Source organism: Enterococcus sp. DIV0236, assembly GCF_050558525.1.
GTDB classification, from domain to species: Bacteria; Bacillota; Bacilli; order Lactobacillales; family Enterococcaceae; genus Enterococcus; species Enterococcus faecalis.
In genome coordinates this window covers 466,146-483,562 of sequence record NZ_CP187891.1, presented here as the reverse complement: position 1 = coordinate 483,562, position 17,417 = coordinate 466,146, and the positions used below count along the sequence as shown (strand labels likewise).

General features: G+C 38.1%; 16 protein-coding genes. 2 read left to right on the top strand and 14 right to left on the bottom strand.

All coding sequences use genetic code 11. The annotated features are described in order from the left end of the window. Positions 1 to 82: 82 nt before the first annotated feature. The 4 genes from arcC to ptcA all read right to left on the bottom strand — a co-directional run bounded on the left by arcC (position 83) and on the right by ptcA (position 4,576). A complete protein-coding gene (gene arcC / locus IGK27_RS02395) occupies positions 83 to 1,012 on the bottom strand; it encodes a carbamate kinase (RefSeq protein WP_002355590.1) in 930 nt (309 codons plus the stop codon). A gap of 11 nt (positions 1,013 to 1,023) precedes the next feature. Then, a complete protein-coding gene (gene aguA / locus IGK27_RS02390; protein WP_002355589.1) occupies positions 1,024 to 2,121 on the bottom strand; it encodes an agmatine deiminase in 1,098 nt (365 codons plus the stop codon). Further along, the gene (locus tag IGK27_RS02385) at positions 2,114 to 3,490 is read right to left on the bottom strand and encodes an APC family permease (RefSeq protein WP_002355588.1); all 1,377 of its coding nucleotides are present in this window, start codon (positions 3,488 to 3,490) and stop codon (positions 2,114 to 2,116) included. Before IGK27_RS02385 ends, aguA begins: the two co-directional genes overlap by 8 nt. 66 nt (positions 3,491 to 3,556) lie before the next feature. After that, positions 3,557 to 4,576: a putrescine carbamoyltransferase gene (ptcA, locus tag IGK27_RS02380; RefSeq protein WP_002355587.1), complete on the bottom strand. Its 1,020-nt coding sequence runs from the start codon at positions 4,574 to 4,576 to the stop codon at positions 3,557 to 3,559. A 398-nt stretch (positions 4,577 to 4,974) separates the two neighbouring features. Between ptcA and IGK27_RS02375 the strand changes: the two genes are divergently transcribed. Then, the gene (locus IGK27_RS02375) at positions 4,975 to 5,820 is read left to right on the top strand and encodes a helix-turn-helix domain-containing protein (protein ID WP_002392183.1); all 846 of its coding nucleotides are present in this window, start codon (positions 4,975 to 4,977) and stop codon (positions 5,818 to 5,820) included. Between the two features lie 42 nt (positions 5,821 to 5,862). On the opposite strand, the gene IGK27_RS02370 is transcribed toward IGK27_RS02375, so the two are convergent. From IGK27_RS02370 to IGK27_RS02335, 8 genes are all read right to left on the bottom strand, one after another. Next, entirely contained in the window at positions 5,863 to 6,180 is a 318-nt protein-coding gene (locus IGK27_RS02370) for a thioredoxin family protein (RefSeq protein ID WP_002355583.1), read from the bottom strand. Between the two features lie 139 nt (positions 6,181 to 6,319). Continuing rightward, positions 6,320 to 6,448, bottom strand: a complete 129-nt coding sequence (locus tag IGK27_RS02365; protein WP_002355577.1) for a hypothetical protein — start codon at positions 6,446 to 6,448, stop codon at positions 6,320 to 6,322. After that, entirely contained in the window at positions 6,449 to 7,822 is a 1,374-nt protein-coding gene (gene rlmD, locus IGK27_RS02360) for a 23S rRNA (uracil(1939)-C(5))-methyltransferase RlmD (RefSeq protein ID WP_002366181.1), read from the bottom strand. Between the two features lie 199 nt (positions 7,823 to 8,021). Continuing rightward, positions 8,022 to 9,110: a diacylglycerol kinase gene (locus IGK27_RS02355; RefSeq protein ID WP_002355572.1), complete on the bottom strand. Its 1,089-nt coding sequence runs from the start codon at positions 9,108 to 9,110 to the stop codon at positions 8,022 to 8,024. An 18-nt stretch (positions 9,111 to 9,128) separates the two neighbouring features. Then, on the bottom strand, positions 9,129 to 10,559 hold the full coding sequence (gatB, locus tag IGK27_RS02350; protein WP_002358703.1) for an Asp-tRNA(Asn)/Glu-tRNA(Gln) amidotransferase subunit GatB: 1,431 nt from the start codon (positions 10,557 to 10,559) through the stop codon (positions 9,129 to 9,131). Next, positions 10,559 to 12,028 carry an Asp-tRNA(Asn)/Glu-tRNA(Gln) amidotransferase subunit GatA gene (gene gatA / locus IGK27_RS02345; RefSeq protein WP_002358701.1) on the bottom strand — a complete coding sequence of 490 codons (1,470 nt, stop codon included), beginning with the start codon at positions 12,026 to 12,028 and terminating at the stop codon, positions 10,559 to 10,561. Before gatA ends, gatB begins: the two co-directional genes overlap by 1 nt. After that, positions 12,028 to 12,333, bottom strand: a complete 306-nt coding sequence (gene gatC / locus IGK27_RS02340) for an Asp-tRNA(Asn)/Glu-tRNA(Gln) amidotransferase subunit GatC (protein WP_002355569.1) — start codon at positions 12,331 to 12,333, stop codon at positions 12,028 to 12,030. Before gatC ends, gatA begins: the two co-directional genes overlap by 1 nt. Before the next feature lie 317 nt (positions 12,334 to 12,650). Further along, positions 12,651 to 12,737, bottom strand: coding sequence for a hypothetical protein (locus tag IGK27_RS02335; RefSeq protein ID WP_306173767.1), 87 nt, complete (start codon positions 12,735 to 12,737; stop codon positions 12,651 to 12,653). Here IGK27_RS02335 and IGK27_RS02330 point away from each other — a divergent pair. After that, complete coding sequence (locus IGK27_RS02330) at positions 12,703 to 12,918, top strand: hypothetical protein (RefSeq protein ID WP_002382998.1); 216 nt, start codon at positions 12,703 to 12,705, stop codon at positions 12,916 to 12,918. The two genes, IGK27_RS02335 and IGK27_RS02330, sit on opposite strands and share 35 nt — an antisense overlap. On the opposite strand, the gene ligA is transcribed toward IGK27_RS02330, so the two are convergent. Further along, a complete protein-coding gene (gene ligA, locus IGK27_RS02325) occupies positions 12,915 to 14,945 on the bottom strand; it encodes an NAD-dependent DNA ligase LigA (RefSeq protein WP_002358699.1) in 2,031 nt (676 codons plus the stop codon). The two genes, IGK27_RS02330 and ligA, sit on opposite strands and share 4 nt — an antisense overlap. 125 nt (positions 14,946 to 15,070) lie before the next feature. Next, a complete protein-coding gene (gene pcrA / locus IGK27_RS02320) occupies positions 15,071 to 17,329 on the bottom strand; it encodes a DNA helicase PcrA (protein WP_002363179.1) in 2,259 nt (752 codons plus the stop codon). Positions 17,330 to 17,417 lie beyond the last annotated feature (88 nt).

The following is a 17,417-nucleotide window of genomic DNA, read 5'->3' as shown; positions in this document are numbered from 1 at the left end:
CCGATGTCCTACTCTCTAACGATTAAGATAGTCCGCTAAATGCGTTTGTTTTAGTCTTTTGTGAAAGTTAAATACTGAGAATTTATTGTGTAATTCGTGTACCACTTTCTCCTTTGATTGCTTCCGAAGCTAATTCTAAAAGCCCGATAATCGCCTGGCGGTTTGGTTTACTTTCTGCAAAACTGATGGCCGCTTCTACCTTAGGTAACATACTACCTGGCGCAAATTGATTTTCTTCTATATATTGTTGCATTGCCGTAACCGTAACATCGGTCAAAGCTTGTTGATTTGCTTGACCAAAGTTAACAAAAACATGTTCCACTGCAGTTAATACCACAAAAACATCTGCTTCAATGAGTTCAGCCATTTTTGCTGCCGCAAAGTCTTTATCAATGACTGCATCTACACCATGATAGACTGGACCATCATAGGCAATAGGAACCCCGCCACCACCACAAGCAATTACGATTTGTCCTGCATCAACAAGTGTTCGCAAGCTAACTTTTTCGTAAATATCAACTGGTTTTGGTGAAGGAACTACCCGTCGCCAGCCTCGACCCGCATCTTCTTGATAGACGTTCCCAGTTTCCGCCATCAACTGTTTGGCTGTTTCTTCGTCATAATAACCACCAATTGGTTTTGTTGGTTTTGTAAACGCTGGGTCTTTCGGATCCACCACGACTTGTGTAATTAACGTAACAACTGGTTGTTCCCCTAAATTTCTGGCTACTAGTTCTTCATCAATTGCTTGTTGTAAATGATAGCCAATATAGCCTTGGCTCATTGCTGTGCATTCAGGAAACGGCACGACATCTTCTGGAGATTGACTCGTTTCCTCAAAAGCTAAGCGAATTTTGCCAACTTGTGGCCCGTTGCCATGAGCAATCACCACTTGATGGCCTTGTTCAATTAAATCAACAATGGATTTTGCAGCGGTTTGTGCTTTTGCCAATTGTTCTTTCGAAGAATTTCCTAACGCATTTCCACCTAATGCAATCACTATTTTTGACATCTGTTTCCCTCCTAGCGCTTTGGTTCTTGTTGTGTGATACAGTGAATATTGCCGCCCCCATAAACAACTTCTACCGTATTAACGCCGACAATTTTTTTATCTGGGAACATCGCTTGAACTTGCTCTAAAGCCAAACGATCATTTTCATCACCATACTGTGGCACAATCACGCCATCATTTGTAATTAAAAAGTTCATATAGGATGCGATACAAATATCGCCGTCTTCTCTTGGCATGGTTCCTTCCACGAAATCAATTTTGAAGGAACCTTGAATGGTTACATTTTTGACAGGACAGCATAATTTGTGGACTTTTAATTGGCGTCCTTTAGCATCAGTCATTTTAAGCAAACGTTGATACGCATCTTGTGCCGCTTCATAAAATGGGCTATTTTGATCTTCGGTGTAAATACAAGCCACTTCACCAGGTGCAATAAAACAAGCTACATCATCCACGTGACCATTAGTTTCTTCTGGGTCAATTCCATCACCTAGCCAAAGAACTTTTTCAACATTTAAATAGTCGCATAATTTTTGTTCGATTGCTTCTTTTGAAAGTTGTGGATTTCGACCTTCACTTAATAAGCACATTTCTGTAGTCAAGACTGTTCCTTGTCCATCTACGTGGAATGAACCGCCTTCTAAAACAAAATCATCTGTACGATAAGAATCTACATGCTCAATTTCACAAATTTTTTGTGCAACCAAATCATCTTGGTCCCAAGGGAAATATAAACCATCTACTAATCCCCCCCAAGCATTAAATGTCCAATCCACACCACGGATTTCTCCATGGTCGTTAATGACAAATGATGGTCCACAATCACGAACCCAGGCATCATTGTTTGACATTTCGTAAACCGTAATTTCTGGCGGCAATTGGCGACGGCAATTTTGAAATTGTTGTTGAGAAACCACCACATTCATCGGTGTAAATTGACTAATTGCTTTGGCCACATTAGTAAAAGCTTCTTGGACAGGTTTACCACCATCGCGCCAATTATCCGGTCTTTCTGGCCAAATCATCCAAACTTTCTCTTGTGGTTCAAATTCTCCTGGCATTCTAAAGCCATCTTGTTTAGGGGTACTTCCTACAATTCGTTTAGCCATTTTCTTTCGTTCCCTTCTTAATTTTTTTCACGTAAATAATTACTTCACCAAACAGAATAAAAATGATTGCCCCAATTGTGATTGGTAATTTTTCATTTAATGCTGCGGGACTAAAATCTAAAGGCACTGCTGTGAAAATCAGTGAAATAATAATCATAATCATTGGCAAAACCACTAAAACTTTTAAAAATCCTGGTTTTCCGTTAACTTTAAACGGACGTGGTGTATCGGGATCAATTTTTCTAAGCTTATAAAAAGCTGGGAAAACTGGGATATACGATAACAAGAATAGGACGACATTCAAGGAGAAAAAGGCCCAGAATAAATCTTGATTAGGTAAAATTGGTGCTAATACAATGACCACCGATGCCACAATGCCATTCATCAAAGCAGCCCCAATTGGCATGTCATTTTTCTTACTACGTTTTTCAAAAAATTTAGGCATGTCACCATTTTCAGCAGCATAACAAGCTGTATTATTGACTCCTAATGACCAAGAAATCATGTTGCCGAACAACGTAAGAAGGAATAGGAAAGCCATCAACATAATGAACCAACCTTCTGTCGAGCCTGTCAATAGTTTAAAGCTATCCATCATACCACTGCCGGTACTAATTTGATCGGTGGGAATCGCTACCCCAATTCCAAAGGCTGAAAAAATATAAATGGCCGCAATGACTAACCCCGCTGCTACAATAGCTTGTGGAATTTGCTTCTTAGGATTTTCCATATCATCTGCAAACGTACAGATGACTTCAAACCCTAACAAATTAAAAATGATTACAGAAATAAAAGATAAACTCCTTAAGTCAAACGTTGGCAGCATTGATTTCAAGGTAAATTCATTGGCAACACCTTTCGTCAAGGCTACATACAATCCTAGCCCACCAATTAAGACAGCTAAAACCATCTTGATTACGGCAGCTCCATTTAGAATCCAGATACTGTCGCTGACTGGATAAAAACTAATCCAAACCACAATCCAAGTAAAAATTAATTCAACAATAATCATCATCGGTGTTGAAAACTTAATACCTGTAATTGTCGTTAATAGTTCTGGCGTCATAACGGCTAATGAAGCTAGCCACAATGGATAATTAATCCAATAATACCAAGAAACTCTGGCACCCCAACGATGACCATATGCTTTGGTCACCCAATCATAGATGCCCCCTTCACCAATATAAGTTGTTCCTAATTCTGATGAAATTAACCCATATGGCAATAGGAATGCAATTAATAAGAAAATCCACCAAAAAAACTGAGAATTACCAATTGCAGCAACAGGCGCCGCTGCTTCAGCAACGAAAACCACACAGATCACTGATAAAATGGCACTCGTTAAACTAAATTTCTTTTTCCCCTCCATGAAGACTCTTCCTCTCTTTATAAACTGTCCACTGATTCATTTTTTCAATCAGTGGACAGTTGGCCGTTAAATGCTTTGAGTGTCTAAGAAAACTTCTAGTTCTTTTTTCGCTTCTGCTTGCTTGATTAAATCATAAGGATTTTTTGCTTCATAATCATTCATAAGATATACTAATAAGCCACGAATAGATGTTAAACGGTTTTCTGCTTCATCGAAACAAATAGAATTTTTACCGTCAATCACTTCATCAGTTACTTCTTCCCCACGTGTTGCTGGTAAACAGTGCATGAATTTACAATTGGCACCTGCCCGATCCATCATTTCTTGATTCACTTGATATTTTGGATAGAAAACCTTCATACGTTCTTCTTCAGATAATTCCGCTTCGTACAAGCCATACCAAACATCCGTGTACAAGAAATCAGCGCCTTCAACAGAACTTGCATCATCTGTGACCAAAAAGCTACCGCCTGAAACTTCACAATTTTTTGCTAATTTCGCTTGATGCTCTTCATTTAATTGGAAGCCTTCTGGACCGAAGTGAACAAAATTCATGCCCATTTTTGTTGTGATTAATCCTAAAGAAAAACAAACTTGTGTCGCATCTCCGACAAAGACAACTTTACAATCTTCTAATTTTTTGCCTTCTGGTAAATGCTCAACCATGGTACACAAATCACCTAATTCTTGGGTTGGATGATTGTAATCAGACATACCGTTAATGACTGGGATGGTAGCACAATTAGCTAAATCAACAATACTATGGTGACGTTCCACACGAGCCATCAAAATATCTACTAAACGTGACAATACACGGCTGGTATCTTCAATCGTTTCATGTCCCCCTAATTGAATTTGACCAGGTGCTAAATATTCGCCATGTCCACCTAATTGTTCCATTGCAGTTTCAAAAGATACTCGTGTTCGAGTTGAAGATTGTTGGAAAATCATTCCTAAAGATTTGTTTTTTAACAGTTGCGGATAATACCCATTTTTAATCGCTTCTTTAATTTTTAATGATAAATCGACTAAGTAGTGCATTTCCTCTTTCGTATATGTTTCTGTTGTAACGTAATCTCTTTTCATGATGTGTTCCTCCTAAAAGTTGTTTTTGTTTACACATTGACTTTACCAAGTTTAGCGAAGAGTTTACTATCCGCCAAAAGTTAGAAAACGCTTTCTTTTTTGGTGTGATTTTTCAGTAAAAAAAGTTTATTTATGGTTATAAACCGTTGGTACACCAGGGGTTTATAAAAGTTTAGGCGGATTTCTCTCTAATTTCTGACCAATCATAGATTTGAAAATGGTATAATTATTTTGAAAAATCATTCACTTAAAATAAAAGATGAAAGGGGTTTCCAATCGTGACATTTGTTTTTATTTATAACATCTTGTTGATTATTTTATATTCGTTTACTTCAACCTTTACCTTAAATCTTTACTTGAAAAATAAACAACCGATTTTTTTATTGCTTCTCTTTTTAATGGTTATTTTTATTTGTGACAATGTGATTGTTTATATGACTGAGTTCATTAATTCGTTTGCAACCGAATATAATCAGACCTTTATGACCGCACCTTTTTTAAAGACCATCATTTTTATTTGTTGTAATTTTGCCTATCTGGCTATTATCAATACTATTAGTGGTCGTCCTTTTAAAAATTATCAATTTGTCTGGTTATTTTTAATTGGTTTATGGATGCTAGCTATTCCATTTTCACAAAATTCCGCCTTAAAAGTTTGGTTGTACTATTTACCCAATCAGCTATTTTTAATTTACCTTGGATGCTATGCGCTCTATCAACTACGAATAGATCCTTTATCAGCCCTTGCGAAAAAATATCTTCGTTTTATTGGTTGGCTAAGCATTGGTTTCGGTGTGGCGATTCTTTTGGAAGATACCTTCGTTATTTTTAACATTGACCAATATTCTGATATTGTCTTTAAAATTAACAACCGAAACGTTTCTGAAGATATTTATACAATCATTCTCTCCATCGCCATTATCTACTTCTGTAATCGTGATTTTCCTCTGTCGGTTCTTGAAAAAGACGCTGCTAAATTGGAAGAAAATCAATCAGATGAACCCGTACTTTTGGCGCCTTTTTGTGATGCCTATCAATTAACGCAGCGAGAACGAGAAGTGCTTTCGTTACTTTTAGAGTGCAAAACAAATCAAGATATAGCCAACGAACTATTCCTATCAATCGGGACAGTAAAAACACATATCCACAATATTTTCGTTAAATTAGAAGTAAACAAAAGAGCAGAAGTTTTTGTCAGTTATCAACTTTTTTCTCAACAACAAACTGAACATTTAGCGAGATAATTAAAAAGGAAGCCTCTCCGTGATCGGTGGCTTCCTTTTTGATTAACTATTTTCTTGTACTTGTCGAACTCTCTTTTCAATTTCTTGAAAGTTAATAATTTTAGCTTGGCGATGAATTTCTTTTCCTTCATAGTATAAGATAATGGTCGGTGCAGAAAAAGCATTTAATTGTCCAATTATTTCTGGACTTTTATCAGCTTCTGCAATGTATGTAGGAAATTCATATTTTGTTGCAATTTTTTCGACAATCGGTTTATCAACTGTACAAACACTACAATTTTTTGCTGTCAAAAAGACGGCTTGTAGACGATTGTCTGTAATTTTTTCTTCTAATTCTTCTAATGTTGTTACATATTCCACTGAATAGCCCTCCTTGTCTTTTGTCTAAAATAACAGATTTACTAGCAAAATAACAACTTATTTGTTTGGCTAGGAATGCTTTAACAAAAAAGTTGTCGCCCATTTCATTAATGGGCGACAACTTTTTACTGATAACCACTTATTTATTAAAAATTTTAGGCCCTTTGCGCATGTTTTTACGATCATTTTTGGGAGTTTCCATTTTTTTAGAACGGCCACCACCTTGTTTCTTTTTAATTAATTCTAACATTTTTTCTTTTTCATTCATTTAATCCACCGCCTTTGTTAATAACGTGACAGATTCAATGTGGGTCGTTTGTGGGAAATTATCCACTGGTTGAATTTCTTTTGCTTCATAGCCACCTTCTGTTAATAATGCAATGTCGCGAGCGAGTGTGGCTGGATTACAGCTGACATAAACAATTCGTTCAGGTTGCGTTTCAATTAATGTGTTTACTAATTGACCGTCTAACCCTTTCCGTGGTGGATCCACCACCACAACATCTGGTTGCAAGCCATTTTCAACTAATTTTGGCAATAATTCTTCCGCTAAACCAGCCGTGAAAGTGGCATTCTCAATGTTGTTTAATTTAGCATTATTTTCTGCATCTTTGACCGCTTCTTCAATCACTTCAATACCGTAAACTTGCTTTGCATCTTGGGCTAAAGTTAAGCCAATCGTTCCAATCCCGCAATAGGCATCCACCACAATTTCATTGCCTGTTAAAGCCGCATACTCTTTAACTTTTTGATACATCACTTCTGTTTGTTGTGGATTTACTTGATAAAATGAACGCGCGGAAATTTCAAATTTCAAATCAAAAATAGTATCTGTAATTTTTTCAGACCCATGTAATAAGATGGTTTCGTCGCCAAAAATGACATTGGTTCGTTTTGGATTTACATTTTGTACAATGCTGACTACTTCCGGAATAGCTTCCAAAATGTCTGGCACAATTTTACTAATTGGGAATAATTTCGGTGTTCTCGTAATTAGAACAACCATCATCTCCCCAGTATGGTAGCCACGACGAACGACAATATGGCGTAAGTTCCCTGTATTATCAGATTCGTTATAAGGTTTTACGCTATATTTACGCATAATGTCACGGATTTTAACAATTGCTGCATCAATTTCTGGGTCTTGAATATAAAAATGTTCCATTGGAATTAAATCATGGCTATTTTTCCGGAAAAAACCTGTTTGTAGTTGGTTGTCAATTTTACGCACGGGAATTTGTGCTTTGTTCCGGTAATGCCACGGATCGTTCATCCCAATTGTTGGTAAAACAGGGACTTCTGGCAATTTAGCGACACGTTGCATAACATTTTCGACTTGTTGCGTTTTAAATGATAGTTGGGCGCCGTACGCTAAATGTTGCAACGGACTGATTCCGACTTTTGTAAAGTTTTCATCTTTCACGGGAACACGCTGTTCACTGCTTTTTAGGACAGTCAATACTTTCCCATAACCAAAACTTTTGCCTGTTTTTAAGACTTTGATTTCAAGTTTTTCACCTGGTAAGGCATTTTCAATAAACAATGGATAATGGTCCACTTTTGCCACGCCTAAACCATCATGCGTCAAGTCAATGATTTCTACTTCAATGACGTCATTTTTCTTTACTGGATAATTTTTCATAAGTCGCTCCTTCTTTTTATACACTTCACTCATTCTAATGAAAATACCTAAGAAAAGCAACAACGAATTTTCATGGCGATTTAGCAATTCCGTTTGAACTTTTTAGGTAAATAAAAGAATGAGACCCTTTCCCTTAGTCAAAAAATAGCCAATGAAAGATCTTATCAACTAAATCTTTCATTAGCTATTCACGGACTACCTAGTGCTTTTCTTTTTCGGCAATCTTTCCATCGCCATCAATATCTTCGTCTGTTAGTCGTTCAACTTCTTTGACAAATTCTTTGCTAGCTTCGTTATATGCTTCTTCCTCTTCGTCTTCTGATTCTACGACAATCTCATCGCTACCAGTTAAGACAGAACCCATAATTGCATTGGACGGCAGTGCATCACCATTTGCAAAAATTTCAATGTGTTGATGCATATTTTTAAAGGTCATTGGAGCATCGCCTCCATATTCACCATCTAAATTAATCATCATTTTATTGTTCTTTTCTAACGTTTCTGCATGTAAATAGCTGGTCTTTGTATAGATTAGTCGATGATCTTCAACATGCTTTCCACCATTTAACATTAACGCAACTAAATGAAGAATCTCAAAAATATTGGCTGTTTTTACAATGATTAATGAAAACTTACCATCATCTAATTTAGCGTCTGGTACGATTTGCTCGAAGCCACCCACCGAGTTAGTCAGCCCTAGGAAAAACATTGATGCGTTGCCTTCGTACACACCTTCATCATACGTCATGCGCATTTTAATCGGCTTCACTCGCGGCAACATTTCGGCTCCTTTGGCTAAGTACGCTAAGTAACCAAAAATACTTTTCAACTCTGATGGAACTTCATAAGTCAGTTCCGTTAAATGACCACCCGCCGCAATATTGATAAAGTAATTTTTGCCGGCTTGGCCAATATCCATTTTGACAGTTTGATTTTTTTTAATCACTTCTGCTGCCTTAACGATATTATCACGAGGAATCTTCAATGCCCGTGCATAGTCATTCGTCGTTCCAGCAGGAATAATGGCCATTTTAGGGCGCCGCTTCAACGGAGCAATCCCATTCACGACTTCATTAATGGTCCCATCTCCACCTGCTGCTACTAGTAAATCAAATCCTGCACGCGCAGCACGATGTGCTTCATTGCGTGCTGAATTTTCTTCTGGTGTGGTCGCAAATGCACTGGCTTCATAACCACATTCTTCTAAAATAGATAAAATATCGGCTAAGTTCTTTTTGATTAACTCTTTTCCTGACGTTGGATTATAAATCACTCTAGCTTTTTTCATGGTTTGCCTGCTACTTTCTTATCGTTTTGAAAGCTCTTCTTGCAATAACTTGTTAACCACACCTGGGTTTGCTTGTCCACGAGTTGCTTTCATAATTTGTCCAACAAGGAAACCAACTGCACGGTCTTTTCCGTTTTTAAAGTCATCAATTGATTGTTGGTTGTTGTCTAAAACTTCGTTAATCATTGGTAATAATTGCGCTGGATCAGATAATTGAACCAAACCTTTTGCTTCGACAACTTCTTTAGCGTCTCCACCGTTTTCAATTAACTCTTTGAACACTTTCTTCGCAATTTTCGAGCTGATTGTGCCATCGTTAATCAAAGTAATCATACCCGCTAGATTTTCTGGTGTTAGTTTAGTATCGGCTAATTCAACTTTTTCACTGTTTAAGTAAGCAGAAACTTCGCCCATTAACCAGTTTGATGCTTGTTTCGCATCTGCACCGTTTGCTAAAGTTGCTTCAAAGAAATCTGACATTTCTTTCGTTAAAGTTAAGACCATTGCGTCGTATTCAGGTAACCCTAATTCACTGATATAACGGGCACGACGTGAGGCTGGCATTTCTGGCAAACTAGCGCGAACTTTTTCAATCCATTCATCATCAATTGAAAAACGAGGAACATCTGGCTCTGGGAAGTAACGGTAGTCACTTGAGCCTTCTTTAACACGCATAAGCAACGTTGTACTAGTTGCTTCATCAAAGCGGCGTGTTTCTTGTTGAATTTCGCCACCAGATAATAGGACTTTGGCCTGGCGTTTTTCTTCATAAGCTAAACCTTTTTTTACAAAGTTCATAGAGTTCAAATTCTTTAATTCCGCTTTAGTACCAAATTCTTCTTGACCATACGGACGTAAAGAAATATTGGCATCACAACGCATAGAACCTTCTTCCATTTTCACATCAGAAACTTCTGTAAATTGGATAATTGAACGCAACGCTTCTAAATAAGCATACGCTTCTTCTGGTGAGCGCATGTCTGCTTCAGAAACGATTTCAATTAAAGGCGTACCTTGACGATTCAAGTCTACATAAGAATAGCCATCTGTGCCGTGAATATTTTTCCCAGCATCTTCTTCTAAATGCACCCGTTCAATGCGAATTTTTTTCTTTTTGCCTTCGACTTCAATTTCAATCCAACCATCATGTCCGATTGGTTGATCAAATTGAGAAATTTGGTATGCTTTCGGGTTATCTGGGTAAAAATAGTTTTTACGGTCAAAATGTGTTTCTTTTGAAATTTCACAGTTCAAGGCAAGTGCTGCTTTCATACCAAATTCTAAGGCACCTTTATTCATGACAGGCAAAACACCTGGGTAACTCCAGTCAACCACATTTGTGTTGCTATTTGGTTCTGCTCCGAAATGCGCTGGCGCAGAGGAGAAAATTTTAGAGTTGGTTTTCAATTCTACGTGGACTTCTAATCCAATGACAGTTTCAAAGTTCATTAATCGTTCCCCCCTAAAATGACTGGTTTTTTCGTATGGAAATCTGTCGCTTGTTCAAAAGCATAGGCTGCTTTATACATTGTATGTTCGTCAAAATGTTTTCCAATAATTTGTAAACCAACTGGCAAGCCTTCTGAGAAGCCTGCTGGAATGGACATGCCTGGTAGTCCTGCTAAGTTGACAGGAATGGTTAAAATATCATTCATATACATTGTGATTGGATCATTGATGTTTTCCCCTAGACCAAAGGCAACTGTTGGTGTGGATGGGCCAATGATTAAGTCATAATCCGCAAAGACATTCTCAAAATCTTGTTTGATTAGTGTACGGACTTGACCAGCCTTTTTAAAGTGCGCATCATAATAACCAGCACTTAAAGAGAAGGTTCCTAACATAATCCGACGTTTAACTTCTGTTCCGAAACCTTCAGAACGTGAATTAACATAGACATCTTCTAAGTTTTGTACATTGTCTGAACGGTACCCGTAACGAATGCCATCAAAGCGTTGTAAGTTTGAACTTGCTTCTGAAGAGGCAATAATATAATAAACCGCTACGCCGTACTTAGAATGTGGCAAACTAACTTCTTCCACCGTTGCTCCTAAAGATTTAAATGTTTCTGCTGCTTTTAATACCGCTTCACGAACATCAGGTTGTACCCCTTCACCTAAGTATTCTTTTGGTAAAGCAATTTTCATGCCTTTGATGTCGCCAGTTAAATCTGCCGTAAAATCAGGAACAGAAACGCCTGCAGAAGTGCCGTCTTTTTCGTCATAACCACTAATTGCGTTTAAAGCTAAGGCATTGTCTTTAACATTTCGTGTCAATGGACCAATTTGGTCTAAACTTGAAGCAAAAGCAATCAAACCAAAACGAGACACACGTCCATAAGTTGGTTTTAGGCCCACAATACCGTTGAATGCGGCTGGTTGGCGGATACTACCACCTGTATCGCTCCCTAAAGAAACTGGGACTTGTCCGGCTGCGACAGCAGAAGCTGAACCACCAGAAGAACCACCAGGAACTTTGGTTTGATCCCAAGCATTTTTTGTTTTCTTGAAGTAAGACGTTTCCGTACTTCCGCCCATGGCAAATTCATCCATGTTCAATTTTCCGACTGGAATCATATCCGCTTGATAGACTTTATCCATCACGGTCGCATCATAAATTGGGTCAAAATTGTGTAACATTTTTGAGCCAGCTGTTGTTAAAATATCTTTTGTGACAATGTTGTCTTTAATCCCAATTGGAATCCCAGCTAATGGATTACTTTCAGTGATGCCTTTTAAGTCAATCGCTTTGGCTAATGCCATTGCTTTTTCTTCACTAACTGTAATAAAAGAACCTAGTTGTTCTTCTGTATCTTGAATACGATTTAATGTTTCTTCGGTTAAATCAACTGCAGTGATTTCTTTTGAAACCAATAAATCATGTAACTCTGTTAACGATTTGTCGTATAATTTTTCCATTAGGCTCCTGCCTCCCCGTTATCCATAATTGCAGGCACTTTAATGTAACCATTCTCTGATTCCGGAACATTCCGCATTAATTCTTTACGGTCCATTCCTGGTGTCGCTACGTCTTCACGCATGACATTGATTGATTCATTCACATTTGAAGTAAAAGGAACCCCTGTTGTATCTACTTCTTCTAGTAATTCCACCATATCAATAATTTTATCTAGTTGATTGGTAAAGTCCGCTAATTCTTCTTCGGAGAAAGATAATTTTGATAATTTAGCGACATGTTTGACTTGTTCTTCTGTAATTGCCATAGATACCCTTCTTTCTATCATTTACTGAAATTTTCATTTTCAGATTAATCAATTGGATTGTATTTCTTTAAACAGCTTAGCACAGCTGTTCACTCTGTTCCCATTCTACCATAAAATGGTCGGATATTTTAGATGAAACCTTGAATTTCATTGATAATTTGTCGCTCGCAAAAATGACGGAAATATGTTATTATGAAAATGAAAAGAGAGATATGCAGGAACATACCTCTCTAATAGCCACTACTAGTTATAAGAACTAGCGGCTTACTGAGTTATTGGTTTTATTTCAAACGCTTAACCGTTCAGCTCCTCAAAGCTTATGAACGGTTATTTTTGTTGTCTAAGACAAGCGCTAAGATACCGAAGATAATGGTCACAACAAGTGTTGCAAAACCAATCATCAGTCCTAGCGCTGCTTCAACGGACAAAAACATTGCTCCTTTCGTTAAAGTAAGAAGAATTGCGCATAAGCATCAACCTCCTTTCTCAACTCAGAAAGTCCTCGTTCATATAACTTTTATGACTAAAATAAGTATACCATCAAATTACTACATAAAATCTGACAACGTTAATTTTTCTTCTTAAAAATGACTTGCATCTAACGCATCGACCATTTCTTGTTCATTCCAAACGGTCACGCCTAAGCTTTCAGCTTTGGTTAATTTACTGCCAGCATCTTCGCCAGCAACCACAATGTCAGTTTTTTTCGAAACACTCCCTGTAACTTTTCCACCAAGATTTTCAATTTTTTCTTTGGCTTCTTCGCGAGTGTACTGCGTTAATTTTCCTGTTAAAACAACTGTTTTGTCTTTGAAAGGTGACTCCACTTCTGCTAATTGTTCTGTCCGGAGACCTTTATATGTCAAGTTCACTTGGGCTTTTTCCAGTTCAGCCATTAATTCATGAACTTCCTCATTTTCAAAATACGTCACAACGCTGTCTGCGATTGTTTCGCCAATTGAATCCAAAGCCACAATTTCTTCCGCAGTTGCACGACTTAAGGTTGGTAAATCACCAAAATGCTCCGCTAAAATTTTCGCCGCTTTCGCACCCACATGGCGAATCCCTAAGCCAAAAATCAAACGTTCGACAGAGTTTTCTTTACTCCCTTGAATGGCAGTATAAATGTTGTTTGCTGATTTTTCTTTGATTTTATCCAAAGTCATTAATTGTTCTTCTGTTAAGAAATACAGATCCGCTACGTCTTTCACTAATCCTTTGTCATACATTTGTGCTAACACTCGTGGCCCCAAGCCATCAATGTTCATTGCGTTTCGTGAGACAAAGTGATTCAGCCCTTCTTTAATTTGCGCAGGGCATTTTGGATTAATACAACGTAACGCCACTTCCTCATCTAAATGCACCAACTCACTATGACAAATTGGACAATGTGTCGGCATTTCATAAGGCTGACTATCGGCTGCACGTTTTTCAACTAGGACTTGCGCTACTTCTGGGATAATATCGCCGGCTTTGTAAATAATAACATGATCATTTAAACGGATATCTTTCATTTGAATAAAATCTGCATTATGCAAACTTGCCCGACTAACCGTGGTTCCCGCGACTCGTACAGGAGCCATGACTGCAGTAGGAGTGACCACCCCCGTGCGCCCAATTGTCCATTCAATATCTTCCACTACTGTTTCTGCTTCTTCTGGTGGAAATTTGTAGGCAATCGCCCAGCGAGGTGCTTTGACAGTGAAACCTAATTCATCTTGCAACGCAAATTCGTTCACTTTAATCACAATTCCATCGATTTCGTATGGCAAAGTGCTCCGCTTTTCATGGTATTCTTCAATGTAGGCCCAGACTTCATCAATTGACTGACATAATTGCCGTTCGGGATTGGTTCTAAAACCAATTGCAGAAAGCTCTTCTAATGCCTCAAACTGCGTCTTCGCTTTCATTGGCCCAAAGTCAGCAACTGTGTATAAAAACGTATTTAAGTTCCGTTTCGCCACAATTTTTGTATCTAGTTGGCGCAAGCTTCCCGCCGCTGCATTCCGAGGATTGGCAAAAATATCTTGGCCATTTTCTTCACGTTCTTCATTCAATGCGACAAAGGATTGTTTAGGCATGTAGCACTCGCCACGAACTTCCACTGAAATGGGCTCCGTTAAACGCATCGGTACAGAGCGAACCGTTCGTAAGTTCTCTGTAATGTTTTCACCAACCGTTCCATCGCCTCGTGTTGCTCCGCGTACAAACACCCCGTTTTCATAACGTAATGAAATTGCTAACCCATCAATTTTCAACTCGCAACAGTAAGCAACGGGTTTACCAATCGCCTTACGAACACGTTCATCAAAAGCAAAAATGTCTTCCTTGCTAAATCCATCATTTAAACTATACATTGGAATGTCATGCGGAGCTTTTTCAAAACCAGATAAAACTTTGCCACCTACACGTTGTGTCGGCGAATCTGGCGTGATTAAATCAGGAAACTCCGTTTCAATATCTACTAACTCTTTATACAAACGATCGTAAACATAATCTTCTACGGATGGTTGATCTTTGACATAATATTCATGGGAATATTGATTGAGTTGTTTTCTTAATTCTTGCGCACGAGTTGTCGCCGCCGTTAATGTTAATGGTTGTTGTTCCATCGTAGAACTCCTCCTCATAAGTGTAATGCTCTCATCGTCTTTTTAACACATTTACACTAAGATAGAAAATAAAAAGAATTTATCTAATGATGATTTCTCATTAAATCGCTGACCTATTTTGCATGTTAAATTTTTTCAATTGGTGCAAATGCCGCTAACAACCGTTTAATGCCTTTTTCTGGGAAAGCAATGTCCAACTCTAAGTCTTTGGCCGAACCGCCTACACGAACGACTGTACCAACGCCCCATGCTTTATGTTGGACCTTATCACCTGCTTGCCAGGAAACTTTTTCGCCACCACTTGCCACTTTGTTGCTAACTGATTTTGTAGCTGGCTGTGTATAAGCTGGTTTACTTGCGCTGGGCTTGAATACTTTAGGATCAAAGGTGCGCGCTGGAGCTTTCTGTAAATTGGCCGCCGCCCCTTGTTTCATTAAACGCTCCGCCTCAATTTCTTCTAAAAAGCGACTTGGTCGATTATATTGCGTGCGACCATATAATGTTCTCGAATAAGCATTCGTTAAGAACAAGGCTTCTTCCGCTCGTGTGATACCAACATAAGCCAAGCGCCGTTCTTCTTCCAGTTCACTTTCTTCTAGCATGGCACGTGATAATGGGAAAACCCCTTCTTCTAAGCCCATTAAAAAGACCACTGGAAATTCCAGCCCTTTGGCCGCATGCAACGTCATTAAGGTTACCTGCGAAGAGCTCTCTTCTAAATTATCTAAATCAGAAACCAAGGCTAAATCTGTTAAGAAATCCGCCAATTTTGTTTCTTCGCCATTTGGATCGTCGTTGTTTTGCGCTTCAAAACGTTTATCAAATTCTTGTGTCACAGATAAAAATTCGTCCAAGTTTTCTAAGCGAGCTTGAGACTCTAAATTATTTTGCGCCATCAAAGCTTCCCGATAACCACTACGTTGTAAAGTTTCTTTCACCAATTCTGTAATCGTTAAATAGGGCACTGTTTTCGTTAAGTCTTGAATCATCATGCCAAAATTACCAAGCTCTTTACCCGCTTTTCCTGAAATATTTGCCAAATCAACATTTTGGGCAGCTTCCAGCAAAGCCCAACCATGCGTATCCGCAAATAGTCGTAATTTTTCAATTGAACTTTTACCGATTCCTCGTTTTGGTTCATTGACAATTCGTTCAAAACTAATCGAATCATCTGGATTGGCAATCAAACTTAAATAAGCCAAAATATCTTTAATTTCTTTACGGTCGTAGAATTTATGTCCGCCCACCATGGTATACGGAATATTAGATTTCAAGAGCATTTCTTCCACTACACGGGATTGGGCATTGGTCCGATATAATACCGCAAAATCACCATAAATTCGGTCATTTTCCCGCATTTCTTTTTGGATTTGGCTCACAATAAATTGTGTTTCATCCCGTTCTGTGTCCCCGCGATAATAGACAATTTTTTCACCGTCTATATTTTCTGTCCACAGTTCTTTCTCGCGGCGGTTACGGTTATTTTTGATGACATCATTCGCAGCCGCCAAAATGTTTTTGGTGGACCGATAATTTTGTTCTAGCAAAATTACACTGGCATCTGGATAATCTTTTTCAAAATCCAAGATATTTTGCATATCCGCCCCGCGCCAACCATAGATACTTTGGTCGGCATCACCTACGACACACAGATTTTTGAAACGTGCAGCCAATAAATTGACTAAGGTATATTGTGCATGATTGGTATCTTGGTATTCATCCACATGAATATAGTGAAATTTATTTTGGTAGAACGCCAACGTATCTGGTTGTTCATTGAATAAACGAATCGTATTCATAATCAAATCATCAAAATCCATACATTGGTTTTTACGTAATTCTTTTTGATAGGCTTCATAGCATTTTGCGACAATTTCTTCATATAAGGAACCTTGCATTTCAGCAACTTTTTCAGGCGTTTGTAATTCATTTTTGGCATTGCTAATCGTACCTAAAATTGAGCGAGGATCATATTTTTTTGAATCAATATTTAAGTCGTTTAAGATGCGTTTCATTAATGTTTTTTGTTCCGATGGGTCAATAATTGTAAAATTACGGTTGTAACCAATCTGATCCACATCACGACGTAAAATTCTTACACACATAGAGTGAAAAGTGGAGACCCATACATCTTCGCCACCCGTTTCCAGTAATTTATTTACACGCTCTTTCATTTCTTTAGCAGCTTTATTGGTAAACGTAATCGCCAAAATATTCCATGGATTTACTTCTTTTTCCTCAATTAGATAGGCAATTCGGTGTGTTAAAACCCGCGTTTTTCCACTACCAGCACCAGCCATGACTAACAGTGGTCCTTCTGTATGCAAAACGGCTTCTTCTTGTCGAGGATTCATTCCCTGAACCAAGGCATGTTTTTGTGTCATATTAAACGTCCTCTCTCTTTTTTCAATCTTATACAGTATACCAAAAATCCCTTTGAAGTTCTTTAGAAAAGAACAAAAAATCTTTTTC